Here is an 11,984-nt window from a genome sequence, read left to right as displayed (position 1 = left end):
CATGCGATATCGAACTCCCGTCTGCTGGCCTACCGCCACGGCACGGCCTCAGGGTGCAACGAACAGGGTTGCAATGGGCGCCGCGAGGGAAGGGGCCTTGGCGTGGCAGGGAAAGGAGGAAAGTGGCCCCTGCCGCGGGGGCCAAGTTTATCGGGTCAGTGGCCCCCATTACCTTGATCTCGCACCGGTTTGAGTGCCAGACGCGGCGCTTCTTTGCGATCCTGCGAGACGGGCCCGCTCGTTATTGAGAGGAGCATCGGGCGGGGCAATCGACGGGGTAGTGACGGCACAGCGCATCGGGCGATCTGATAACGCCCTTGCAGAGTGCTGCGGCCAGGGGCGCTGGCCTCGGGAAAGATTTTTGTTTGGTTTTATTTGACGATGCTCATTAACCGAATAGAAAAACTAAACATCCCGGGTGCTTTTTATCGCCTTGTGAGCCCTGGGTGGCCCTTTTGGGGTTTGCACTGGAGCGTAAAGCGGAGCGCAGCCCGGTTTCCCCGGTGTACCGGAAATCTGTGTGGCAAGGGGGAGGGGCCATTTGGCGGGATCGGCCATTGGCGCTCGGGGCCGGCTCGGGTATAGTCCTGCGCCAACAAGATAGGTTCGGATGGAGGAGTCGGCGCCGCGTCAGGCAAGCGGGCCGAATCACTCCTTCGGCGCGGCTTTAAAGGATATCCCCATGAAATTCAGTCCCCTGCTCGATGAGATGATGAAGGCGCTGCAGGTCTTGCCGGGCGTGGGCCCGAAATCGGCCCAGCGCATGGCGTTCACCCTGCTGGAGCGCGAGCGCAGCGGCGGCCTGCGCCTCGCCTCCCTGCTCAATAGGGCGCTGACCGAGATCGGTCATTGCAGCCACTGCCGCACCTTTACCGAGAACGATCGCTGCGAGATCTGCGCCAATCCCAAGCGCGAGGAGAACGGTCTGCTCTGCGTGGTGGAGAGTCCGGCGGACGTGGCGGCCATCGAGCAGACCGGCCAGTTCTCCGGCCGCTACTTCGTGCTGATGGGCCATCTGTCGCCCCTGGACGGCATAGGCCCGGAGGAGCTGGGGCTGGAGATCCTGGAGCGGCGCCTCAAGGATGAGCACATCAAGGAGCTGATCCTCGCCACCAATCCCACCATAGAGGGGGATGCCACCGCCTGGTACATCGCCGACATGGCCCGCGCCGCCGGGGTGGAGGTGAGTCGCATCGCCCACGGGGTGCCGGTGGGCGGGGAGCTGGAGCTGGTGGATGGCACTACCCTGTCGCACTCCCTGATGGGACGCCAACGCATCTAAACCTGCTCATAATCCTGCTGCGAAGCCGTGATCAAGGCTCATGTGCTGCTCGCTTATGTGAAACCAGGGGCTCACGTATGCCTATAAGTTCCGCTTCCTGCGCGGATCGACACCTTGCTGACGGCTTCTCGCGACGGCCCATCAACAGGTTTGGCTGGATGGTACAAAAAGTGGGCAACTGAGCCTGTGACGAGGGGCGACTGTGCAAGTTTGCACAGTCGCCCCTTGATATTTGAAAGGCCAGCCCCATCTAGGTTGGGAATCTGTTCAACCCGACGTTTTGAGGACTGGTCGATGACCCAAAGTGTTCACGCCGAAACCCACGGCTTTCAGACTGAAGTCAAACAACTGCTGAGCCTGATGGCTCACAGCCTCTACTCCAACAAAGAAGTATTCCTGCGCGAGCTTATCTCCAACGCCTCCGATGCGGCGGACAAGCTGCGCTTCAAGGCGCTTTCCGATGCCTCTTTGTTCGAAAACGACGGCCAGCTGCGCGTGCGCCTGGTGGTGGACAAAGAGAACAAGACTCTGACCATCTCGGACAACGGCATCGGCATGACCCGGGATCAGGTGATCGAGCACCTGGGCACCATCGCGAAATCCGGTACCGCCGAGTTCTTCAAGCACCTCTCAGGTGATCAAGGCAAGGACTCCCAGCTGATCGGTCAGTTCGGGGTGGGCTTCTACTCCGCCTTCATCGTCGCCGACAAGGTGACCGTCATCTCCCGCGCCGCCGGCACCGAGCCGGGCCAGGGCGTGCAGTGGGAATCACAAGGGGAAGGCTCCTTCACCGTGGCTGACGTGACCAAAGAGGGTCGCGGTACCGACGTCATCCTGCACCTGCGAGCCGAGGAAGAGGAGTTCCTAGACGACTGGCGCCTGCGCGCCGTGGTCGCCAAGTATTCCGACCACATCAGCGTGCCGGTGGAGATGTACAAGGAGGGCACCCCGGATCGCGAAGAAGACGGTGAGACCATAGTCGGCACCCCTGGCGAGTGGGAGCAGGTCAACCGCGCCACCGCGCTCTGGACCCGCAACCCCAAAGACATCAAGGACGAGGAGTATCAGGAGTTCTACAAGCACGTCGCTCACGACTTCGAAGACCCCCTGCTGTGGGGCCACAACCGGGTGGAAGGGGCGCAGGAGTACACCAGCCTGCTCTATATCCCGGCCCGCGCACCGTTCGATCTCTACAACCGCGAGCAGAAGCACGGCCTCAAGCTCTACGTGCAGCGCGTCTTCATCATGGACGACGCCGAGCAGTTTATGCCGACGTATCTCCGGTTTGTAAAAGGGGTGCTGGACTCCAACGATCTGCCGCTCAACGTCAGCCGCGAGATCCTGCAGGACAACAAGGTGACCGCCTCCCTGCGCAAGGCCTGCTCCAAACGGGTGCTGACCATGCTGAACAAGCTGGCCAAGGACGACAGCGAGAAGTACGCCAAGTTCTGGAGCGAGTTCGGCAATGTGCTCAAAGAGGGCCCAGCCGAGGATTACGCGAACCGCGAAGAGATCGCCAAGCTGCTGCGCTTTGCCAGCACCGCCGGCGAGGGCGAAGCCCAGACTGTGTCGCTGGAAGACTACGTTGGCCGCATGAAGGAAGGTCAGCAGAAGATTTACTACATCACCGCCGACTCCTATGCCGCGGCCAAGAACAGCCCGCACCTCGAGATCTTCCGCAAGAAGGGCGTCGAAGTGCTGCTGATGTGGGAGCGGGTGGACGAGTGGCTGATGAGCCACCTGACCGAGTTCGACGGCAAGCAGCTGGTCTCCGTCACTCGTGGCGAGCTGGATCTCGGCGAGCTGGAGGACGAGGCGTCCAAGCAGGCCCAGGAGGAGGCTGAAAAGGCCAACGCCGGTCTGGTGGCGCGGGTCAAGCAGAGCCTGGCCGATGCGGTGAAAGAGGTGCGTGTCACCCACCGTCTGACCGACTCCCCCTCTTGCATCGTCACCGATGACCACGGCATGAGCACCCAGATGATCAAGCTGATGCGCGCCGCCGGTCAGCCGGTGCCGGAGCAGAAGTACATCCTGGAGCTCAACCCTGACCACGCCCTGGTGAAGAAGCTCGACACCATAGAGGATGAGGCGCTGTTCGGTGAGTGGGTCGCCCTCTTGCACGAGCAGGCCCAGCTGGCGGAGCAGGGCGGCCTCAATGATCCGGCGAGCTTCGTCTCCCGTATCAACCGTCTGCTACTCCAGGCGTGATGTGATTGGCCCACTGCAAGGCAGTGGGCTTTTTTTTGGTCGACGCCGCCCTCGGGGCGGCGTTGTCCGCCCTGCTGGTTGCTGCATTTTCAATCATTTTTGATGGCAATGGCCTGCGTCTTTGGTCGCAGAGACGGCGCCAGGGGGTGGTGATAATCTGGCCACTCACACGGGGTGAGCTTGTTAATATGGGCGAAAACGTGTAGTTTTTTGCCTTCTCAAGAATTGAATAACCAATCAATTAGGAGCGTGTATGCGCATTGTTCTGTTGGGAGCACCGGGTGCCGGCAAGGGTACCCAGGCTCAGTTCATCATGGAAAAACACGGTATTCCGCAGATCTCCACCGGCGACATGCTGCGTGCGGCGATCAAGGCGGGCACCGAGCTGGGCCTCAAGGCCAAGGCCGTGATGGACGCAGGTCAGCTCGTCTCCGACGACATCATCATCGGCCTGGTCAAAGAACGTATCGCGCAACCGGATTGCGCCAACGGCTTCCTGCTGGACGGCTTCCCCCGCACCATTCCCCAGGCGCAAGCCATGAAGGATGCCGGTGTGGTAGTGGACTTCGTGCTGGAGTTCGACGTGCCGGACGAAGAGATCGTCAAGCGCATGAGCGGCCGCCGCGTGCACTCCGGCTCCGGCCGTACCTACCACGTGGTGTTCAACCCGCCGAAAGTGGAAGGCAAGGATGACGTGACCGGTGAAGATCTGGTGATCCGTGCCGATGACGAAGAGACCACGGTGCGCAAGCGTCTGGATGTCTACCATCAACAAACCGCGCCGCTCATCGGTTTCTACGGCAAGGAAGCGGAAGCGGGCAACACCCGTTACGTCAAGATCGACGGCACCCAGCCGGTGGATCAGGTCAGCCAGCAGCTGGCGACCATCCTGGGCTGAGCCCGCCATTGCCAACGTTCCTGAGGGGCCAGCGGCAATGTGCCATTGAGACAAGGGCCCGGCATGGGCCCTTTCTTGCATTCAGACATAACAACAGAAAGACAGGAAGCAAACGTGACCACGAAAACCGGGATCTTGCTGGTCAATCTGGGGACCCCAGCCGCGCCAACCACGGCCGCCGTCAAGGCGTTTCTCAGCCAGTTTCTGCACGATCAGCGGGTCGTTGACCTGCCGCGTTATCTCTGGTGTCCACTGCTCCACTTCATCATATTGCCGACGCGCTCCCCCAGGGTAGCCAAGCTCTACCAGCAGGTGTGGACCGAACAGGGCTCACCCCTGATGGTGATAAGCCTGCAGCAGCGCGCGGCGCTGGAGCAGGAGCTCAAGCGTGAAGGGGTCGAGGTGCCGGTGGAGCTGGCCATGACTTATGGCTCACCCTCCATGGAGGATGGCTGGCAGGCGCTCAAGGCCAAGGGGGTCAACCGGGTGATCCTGCTGCCGCTCTATCCGCAATATTCGGTCAGCACCACGGCCTCGGTGTTCGATGCCTGGGCCAAGGCGATGAAGAAAGAGCGCAACCTGCCGGTGGTGCGGCTCATTCGTGATTACCATGCCCACCCCGAATACATCCAGGCGCTGGCCATGAGCGTGCGTCGCCATTGGGAGCAGCACGGCCAGGGCGAGCACCTGCTGATGTCGTTCCACGGTATTCCGGAGCGTTACGAGAACGAAGGCGACCCTTATGGTCATCAGTGTCGGCGCACCGCGGCCCTGCTGGCAGAAGCCCTGGGCCTGGCCCCCGAGCAGTGGACCGCGAGCTTCCAGTCCCGCTTTGGCAAGGAGGAGTGGCTTAAACCCTACACGGACGTGACCGTGGAAGGATTGCCGACCCGTGGTGTCAAGCGACTCGATGTGATCTGTCCGGCCTTCTCGGCGGATTGCCTCGAGACCCTGGAGGAGATCCAGGTACAGAACCGCGAGATCTTCATGGACGCCGGGGGTGAGCAGTTCGAATACATACCGGCCCTCAACAGCGATCAGGCCCATATCCGCATGATGGTGTCGCTGATCTGTCGCGAGCTGGCGTGAGGGGTCTTTACGGCCGCGACGGTGCGCGCTGGCTGTTCGGGTTCAACGATAAAGGAGTGTCTCGATGATGCATATCACGCTGATCTATGGCGGCTTGCTGGGGCTCTTGTTCCTGCTGCTCTCGTTCTGGGTGGTCAAGCGCCGCGCCCAGTTCAAGGTGATGATAGGGGAAGGGGAGGCGCCCGAAATGCTCTCCGCCATCCGTGCCCACGGCAACTTCGCCGAGTACGTGCCGCTTACTCTCTTGCTGATGGCCCTGTGCGAACTGGCCGGGGTGGGGGCACTCTGGCTGCACCTGGGTGGGGGGCTGCTGCTGGCGGGGCGCATCCTGCACGCCATCGGCATCCAGATCCCCAGGGCGCCGAACAAGCCACGGCTGTTCGGCACCCTGTTTTTCTGGCTGTCCCTGGGGCTCTTCTCGGTGCTGGCGCTGGTGCAGGGGCTGTCATTCGGCTGAGACCAGACGTCACTTGAGTGCGAAAAACCACCTCACCGCGAGGTGGTTTTTTGAGGGAGAAAGATCAAACGTTTTCCTCGCAACCCCTTGCCTATACTGACCTCAAAATTTAATCGTGCGACTTTTCGGCGGGGTGGATTGTGTTAAAATCCCGCCCCTCTTTCCCCCAGAGCACAGAAGATTGCCATGAAATTTCCCGGTCAGCGCAAGTCCAAACACTACTTCCCGGTCGACAGGCGTGATCCCCTGATCCCGCAAAATCCGTTGCTCACCGAACTGGGCAAGGCCTATGTGGTGGGCATAGATCAGACTCTGGTGGATATCGAAGCCCATGTGGACGAGGACTTCCTGAACCGGTACGGCCTGAGCAAGGGTCACTCCATGCTCATCTCCGATGATGTGGCCGAGCGGGTCTATGAAGAGCTCAAGGCCAACAACATGGTGGTGAGCGAGTTTGCCGGCGGCACCATCGGCAACACCATGCACAACTACTCTGTGCTGGCGGATTCCCACTCCATCCTGCTCGGGGTGATGAGCCAGGACATCCGCATCGGCAGCTACGCCTACCGCTATCTGTGCAACACCTCGTCCCGCGTCAACCTCGACTACCTGCAGCCGGTGGACGGCCCTGTCGGTCGCTGCTTCACCTTCATCACCGAAGGGGGCGAGCGCAGTTTTGGCATCAACGCCGGCAAGATGGATCATCTGGACGTGGCGCACATCCCCGAGGCCATCATCAAGGAGTCCTCCGCTCTGGTGATCACCGCCTACCTGGTGCGCGGCGCCGACGGCACCCCCATGAAGGAGGCGGCCATGGCTGCCGTGCGTTATGCCCGCGAGGCCGGTGTGCCCGTGGTGCTGACCCTGGGCACCCGTTTCGTCATCGACGAGAACCCCCAGTGGTGGCGTGACTTCATCAGCGAGAACGTGACCGTGCTCGCCATGAACGAGGACGAAGCCGAGGCCCTGACCGGGATCAAAGACCCGCTCGGTGCCGCCGACAAGGCGCTGGACTGGGCCGACATGGTGCTCTGCACCGCCGGTCCCGTCGGCCTCTACATGGCGAGCTACACCGAGGAAGACTACAAGCGCGAGACCACCCATACCCTGCTGCCCGGCGTCATCCCCGAATTCAACATGTATGAGTTCAGCCGCCCTATGGCCCGCGACAAGTGCCGCAATCCGGCGCGGATCTACTCCCATATCTCCCCCTACATGGGCGGCCCGGAGAAGATCAAGAACACCAATGGTGCCGGGGATGGCGCCCTGTCTGCGGTGCTGCACGACATGGTGGCCAACGCCTATCACCGCATGAATGTGCCGAACTCCGCCAAGCATCTGTCCGAGTTCCTCACCTACTCCTCCCTGGCCCAGGTGTGCAAATACGCCAACCGGGTGAGCTACGAGGTGCTGGCCCAGAGCAGCCCGCGTCTCTCCCGCGGCCTGCCGGAGAAGGAAGACAGCCTGGAAGAGGTGTACTGGGAGCGGTGATACCGTCATCCGGTCGACAACAAGAAAGGGTGCCACTGGGCACCCTTTCTTGTTTTTGGGGCTGGATCATGTTTTTGGCACTGCTTTTGCTGTCATCGTGGACAGGCCGCGTCATGGCGACATACCTTGTTAACAACATGTGGCTGGTTCGGGACTAGGGTATGTTGAGACAATGGAGTATCGGCCGGCGCCTGTCGCTGGTGACCCTGATGGTGCTGGCGCTGCTGGGACTGTTGCTGTTCTTCTGCCTGCAGATCTATCAGCAGGGGCTGATGGGGGAGAAGAGCCGCCAGACCCAGGCCCAGGTCGAGACCGCTTACAGCCTGGTGGCGGGGCTGGAGGCCAGGGTGCGCAAGGGAGAGCTCGACGAGGCGAGTGCCAAGGCCGAGGCCCTCGCACTGATCAAGGGGCTGCGCTATGGCGCCGACGACTACTTCTGGATCAACGACAGCCACCCCACCATGGTGATGCACCCCATGAAACCCGAGCTGGACGGCAAGGATCTCTCCGGGGTGGAGGATAAACAAGGGCTCAGGCTGTTCGTGGCCTTCGCCGATCTGGCGCGGGCGCAGGGCGCGGGGGAGGTAGCCTATTACTGGCCAAAGCCCGGGGTGGAGGAGCCGGTACGCAAGATCTCCTACATCAAGCGCTTCGCCCCCTGGGACTGGATCATCGGCACCGGCGTCTATGTGGACGACGTCGAAGCCCAGTATCAGGAGGTGCTGCGCACCCTGCTCGGGGTAGGCCTGGTGCTGGCCATCCTGCTGTTTGCCGTGGTCGGCCTCATCGTGCGCAGCATAGTGGTGCCCCTCTCCCAGTCGGTATCGGCCCTCGGCAACATCGCCAGAGGTGAGGGGGATCTGCGTTTTCGGCTGCCGGAGTCGGGCCGGGACGAGTTGAGCCAGCTCTCGGTCAACTTCAACCTCTTCGCCGGTCAGATGGCACAGCTGGTGGGACGCAGCCAGCAGATCACGGCCCAGAACCGGGAGCAGGCGCACCAGCTGGCCCAGGTCGTCGATCGGACAGGCGCCATCGTCACCGGCCAGGAGCAGGATACCCTGCGTGTGGCCAGCGCCATGGAGCAGATGACGGTGAGCAGCCGCGAAGTGGGCCAGCACGCAGCCCAGGCCGCCGAGGCGGCGGACTCCGCGCTCAACCTCGCCCAGCACGGGCGCCAGGTGGTGGCCCAGACCCGGGAGACCATCAGCCAGCTGGCGGACGAGATGGTGGAGACGGTGCAGGCGGTGAGCCGGCTCGAGCAGGAGACCCAGCAGATTGGATCTGTGCTCGACGTGATCCGGGGAGTGGCGGAGCAGACCAACTTGCTGGCCCTCAACGCCGCCATCGAGGCGGCCCGGGCCGGGGAGCAGGGGCGTGGCTTTGCGGTGGTGGCCGACGAGGTGCGCACCCTGGCGACTCGCACCCACAGCTCCACCGACGAGATCCGGCAGATGATCCAGCGGTTGCAGGAGGGGGCGGGCCGGGTGGTCAGCAGCATCACCCAGTTGCAGCAACTCTCCCGTTCCACCGCCGAGCGGGCCGGTGATGCCGACGGTGCCATCCATGCCATCGATGGGTCTGTGCACACCATTACCGCCATGAATAGCCAGATAGCGACGGCGGCGGCCGAGCAGAGCCGGGCGGCCGAGGAGATCAACCAGCGACTGGTAGCCATCACCGGGCTGGCGGCGGATGCCCTGGCTCAGAACCGGTTGACCGAGCAGGCGGCAAGCCAGCTGGCGCTCTCCTGCGATGAGTTGGGGGCCCTGGTCGCCCAATATCGTACCTGATGGTGCTTATCCCTGCCTTTTTGGGGATAAGGCTTGAGTCTGGGGGGCTTTTGGGACACCATCAGCCCCATTATTGGCCAGCGTTGGCCAACCGCCTGCAAGAGAGAGACCCCATGAGCAAACTAACTGACAATCTTGACGCCAATTTCCAGCTGTTCATCGAAGAAGTCCGCGAGTCGGGTCAGGTGTGGGGTCTGCGCTACGGTGAAGACTGGGTAGTCTGCCGCTCCGCCGAGTTCGAGGATGCCGACGTCATGCCGCTCTGGTCTGCCGAGGGCGATGCCCGTCTGCACTGCGTGGACGAGTGGGCGGACTACGAGCCGGAAGTGATCGAACTGGAAGAGTTCCTCGACATCTGGATCAACGATCTGGACGAAGATGATGTGCTGGTCGGCCCGAACTGGAACGCCGATCTGGAAGGCCAGGAGCTCGAGCCCATCGAGCTGGCCAAGGCGCTGGTGGAACTGGACGCCTGAACTGTGCTGCATTGAGTGCCCCTCATCGGGCCCTCGTCGAGACCAGAACCGACGGCTGTGAGGCCGTCGGTTTTTTTATGCCCGCGGAAGCACCAACATCCGCGGGTGATTTGGCTTTGCACCCATCACCGAGATGGGTCATCATCAACCCTTTGCCGATCGGGAGGAGCCATGTTTGTCTTTGACGTGACCACGCGCGCGGGCGCACGGGCCCGGATCCGGGTGCAGGCACTGGATTGGGGCCAGAGCGGTCCCGTGACCTTCCAGTGTGACAGCGACGCGCTGGCCCTGGTGCTACTGACCGACTGTCGCTGCGATGCGGTGGGATATTTCGATCTGCTGGCCGGCTGCAAGCCGCTCTATGTGGAACAGTGGCTCGCCTATCTGCAGGAGAGCGGCCACCTAGACAAGCAGAGTTGCCAGTTGGAGAGCCCGTCCCAGGAGGACTATCTGACCCGGGCCGGGCTGGATGACGAAGAGCTCAATGCTCTGCTGGGACAGGTCTACAAGGTGGCCGGCTTCAATCGTTTGCAGATCAACCGTTACCTCAAGAACCGCCACAACCCGACCATGCTGGCGACCCGTTACGATCAGAAGGAGCTGGAGCGCTATCGCCAGCTCAATGACATCATTCTGACCCTGCTGAAGTTGAAACGCTCTCCGTAAAAAACGCCATCTGGCTCATCTCCGGTCCCAGCTCCTGGGGCCGTGCGATCAGGTACCCCTGCAACCCGTCTACGTACATGCCTTGCAGCATCTGCTTCTGCCCTATCTGCTCGACCCCTTCCGCTATCACCAGACTGCCCATGCGATGGGAAACGTCGACTATCATCCGCACGAATTGCTGGTTGGTCAGATCCTGCTCCAGCTCGGTGATGAGGCCGGGGTCCAGCTTGATGTAGTCGGGTTTGAGCTCACGAAACAGGCTGAAGGAGCCTATCCCCTTGCCAAAGTTGCAGATGGCCGAGCGGCTGCCGTGGCGCCTGAGCAACTCGAACAGCCGCCTCGCCCCCGTCAGGTTGCGCTCCAGATGTTCCTCATCTATCTCGAACACCAGGTTGGCGCTGATGTCGGGGTCTTTTTGCAACTGGTGATCGAGCCAGATGAGGAAGGCGCTGTTTTGCAGCAAGGTGCCCGGCAGGTTGAGGCCCCAGCGGCTGTTGTGACCACCGAAGGCGCGGTATTGACGGATAACGTGGCGGATCACCATTTGCGCCAGGCGAAGCACCATGTCCAGACGTTGGGCCATGGCGTGCAGGGTGTCGCTCGGCAGCGTGGTGCCGTCGCTGCTGCAAAAGCGGGGGTAGATCTCGTGATAGGCCTGCATGCCGCGATGCAGGGGCTGGATGGGCTGGCAGGTAAAGCTGACGCTCTCCTGCTCCAGCAGATCGGTCAGTACCTGGGTCCAGTGACGCTGCCCCTGCAACTCGACCACCTCGTCACTCTGCTGGATGGCCCAGCCGTTGACCGCTTCCGTCTGGGCACGGGCCAGCGCCAGATCGGCTCGGGCCAGGATGGCCTCTATCTTCTGTTCGCTGCTGAGCCGGGTCATGCCCGAGTAGGCGGCACTGTCCAGCTCGTGTTCGTGCTGATAGCGATCGAAGGCGAGTTTCAGATCCCGCCCCAGCAGGTGGGGGGGGATCTGGGCCAGTGGTGGCATCAGAACCGCGAAGTCGGCCCCCGAGATACGATAGACCTGATGGCCAGGGAAGCGGCTCACCGTGTGGGTGATGAGGCTGGCGATGTCCTTGATGTAGGCATCCCCCGACTGGAAGCCGCGCTGGGCGTTGAGCTTGCCAAGCTCGGTGGCACGGATCAGCACCAGGATGGCGGTCTGGGTATTCTCCTGTTGCAGCAGTTCGGTGAGATCGCGCCTGAACGCATGGCGGTTGCGCAGGCCCGTCATCTCGTCCCTGGTCGCCTGATTGTGCAGTTCGCTTATCTGGCGGTGTGCATCGAGTTCGGCTTCACTGAAGGAGGCGAGTAACTGGCGTAGCGCCGTTTGTGCCTGCGGGCTGTCCAGCATGGCGGGATCCCGCTGCTGCAGCGCCAGCAGCCAGCGCTGCTCCTGCCTCGCCCGTTCCCCCTTGCGCACGCTGTGGGTGAGAAAGAGCAGCATGGCAAAGCCAATGATGGTGGTCATCAGAACCAGCAGCAGGGTGAGGGGGGAGACCGGGGGCGCAAGCCAGAGCCCCTGCAGCAACAGCATGGGAATGCAGACCAGGGCGCTGACCAGCAGCAGATTTCCCTCGTGTTTATTCAACATCGTTTCATCCTTGATGATGTTCATGAT

At 62.0% G+C, this 11,984-nt stretch carries 10 protein-coding genes; 9 read left to right on the top strand and 1 reads right to left on the bottom strand.

What is annotated here, in order from left to right:
- Positions 1 to 682 precede the first annotated feature (682 nt).
- The 9 genes from recR to KW824_RS02045 all read left to right on the top strand — a co-directional run bounded on the left by recR (position 683) and on the right by KW824_RS02045 (position 10,357).
- The gene (recR, locus tag KW824_RS02085) at positions 683 to 1,282 is read left to right on the top strand and encodes a recombination mediator RecR (protein ID WP_025326665.1); all 600 of its coding nucleotides are present in this window, start codon (positions 683 to 685) and stop codon (positions 1,280 to 1,282) included.
- Between the two features lie 294 nt (positions 1,283 to 1,576).
- Positions 1,577 to 3,490: a molecular chaperone HtpG gene (gene htpG / locus KW824_RS02080; protein ID WP_218408742.1), complete on the top strand. Its 1,914-nt coding sequence runs from the start codon at positions 1,577 to 1,579 to the stop codon at positions 3,488 to 3,490.
- 253 nt (positions 3,491 to 3,743) lie between these two features.
- Positions 3,744 to 4,388: an adenylate kinase gene (adk, locus tag KW824_RS02075; RefSeq protein ID WP_042648493.1), complete on the top strand. Its 645-nt coding sequence runs from the start codon at positions 3,744 to 3,746 to the stop codon at positions 4,386 to 4,388.
- Between the two features lie 114 nt (positions 4,389 to 4,502).
- Complete coding sequence (gene hemH / locus KW824_RS02070) at positions 4,503 to 5,477, top strand: ferrochelatase (RefSeq protein WP_171269675.1); 975 nt, start codon at positions 4,503 to 4,505, stop codon at positions 5,475 to 5,477.
- Positions 5,478 to 5,541: 64 nt separating this feature from the next.
- Positions 5,542 to 5,934, top strand: a complete 393-nt coding sequence (locus KW824_RS02065; RefSeq protein WP_171269676.1) for an MAPEG family protein — start codon at positions 5,542 to 5,544, stop codon at positions 5,932 to 5,934.
- A gap of 186 nt (positions 5,935 to 6,120) precedes the next feature.
- Entirely contained in the window at positions 6,121 to 7,425 is a 1,305-nt protein-coding gene (locus KW824_RS02060) for an inosine/guanosine kinase (RefSeq protein ID WP_043132330.1), read from the top strand.
- Positions 7,426 to 7,586: 161 nt separating this feature from the next.
- Entirely contained in the window at positions 7,587 to 9,215 is a 1,629-nt protein-coding gene (locus KW824_RS02055; protein WP_256351224.1) for a methyl-accepting chemotaxis protein, read from the top strand.
- A 113-nt stretch (positions 9,216 to 9,328) separates the two neighbouring features.
- Entirely contained in the window at positions 9,329 to 9,691 is a 363-nt protein-coding gene (locus tag KW824_RS02050) for a DUF2750 domain-containing protein (RefSeq protein WP_010674427.1), read from the top strand.
- A 171-nt stretch (positions 9,692 to 9,862) separates the two neighbouring features.
- Positions 9,863 to 10,357 carry a hypothetical protein gene (locus tag KW824_RS02045; protein ID WP_041205505.1) on the top strand — a complete coding sequence of 165 codons (495 nt, stop codon included), beginning with the start codon at positions 9,863 to 9,865 and terminating at the stop codon, positions 10,355 to 10,357.
- On the opposite strand, the gene KW824_RS02040 is transcribed toward KW824_RS02045, so the two are convergent.
- Positions 10,320 to 11,957 (bottom strand): EAL domain-containing protein, encoded by a 1,638-nt coding sequence (locus KW824_RS02040; RefSeq protein ID WP_161507309.1) that lies wholly within the window; start codon positions 11,955 to 11,957, stop codon positions 10,320 to 10,322. The genes KW824_RS02045 and KW824_RS02040 overlap by 38 nt on opposite strands.
- Positions 11,958 to 11,984 lie beyond the last annotated feature (27 nt).

The sequence above is a fragment of the Aeromonas sp. sif0611 genome, from assembly GCF_019218845.1.
In the GTDB taxonomy this organism is placed as follows: Bacteria; Pseudomonadota; Gammaproteobacteria; order Enterobacterales; family Aeromonadaceae; genus Aeromonas; species Aeromonas media.
The sequence above is the reverse complement of the archived record's forward strand: the minus strand, read 5'-3'. Positions and strand labels throughout refer to the sequence as shown.

Bases quoted from the DNA above. Each gene is read 5' to 3' on its own strand.
- KW824_RS02045 (WP_041205505.1), top strand. From the start codon at position 9,863: ATGTTTGTCTTTGACGTGACCACGCGCGCGGGCGCACGGGCCCGGATC.
- KW824_RS02065 (WP_171269676.1), top strand. From the start codon at position 5,542: ATGATGCATATCACGCTGATCTATGGCGGCTTGCTGGGGCTCTTGTTC.
- KW824_RS02060 (WP_043132330.1), top strand. From the start codon at position 6,121: ATGAAATTTCCCGGTCAGCGCAAGTCCAAACACTACTTCCCGGTCGAC.
- KW824_RS02040 (WP_161507309.1), bottom strand. From the start codon at position 11,957: ATGTTGAATAAACACGAGGGAAATCTGCTGCTGGTCAGCGCCCTGGTC.
- KW824_RS02055 (WP_256351224.1), top strand. From the start codon at position 7,587: ATGTTGAGACAATGGAGTATCGGCCGGCGCCTGTCGCTGGTGACCCTG.
- adk (WP_042648493.1), top strand. From the start codon at position 3,744: ATGCGCATTGTTCTGTTGGGAGCACCGGGTGCCGGCAAGGGTACCCAG.
- KW824_RS02050 (WP_010674427.1), top strand. From the start codon at position 9,329: ATGAGCAAACTAACTGACAATCTTGACGCCAATTTCCAGCTGTTCATC.
- recR (WP_025326665.1), top strand. From the start codon at position 683: ATGAAATTCAGTCCCCTGCTCGATGAGATGATGAAGGCGCTGCAGGTC.
- htpG (WP_218408742.1), top strand. From the start codon at position 1,577: ATGACCCAAAGTGTTCACGCCGAAACCCACGGCTTTCAGACTGAAGTC.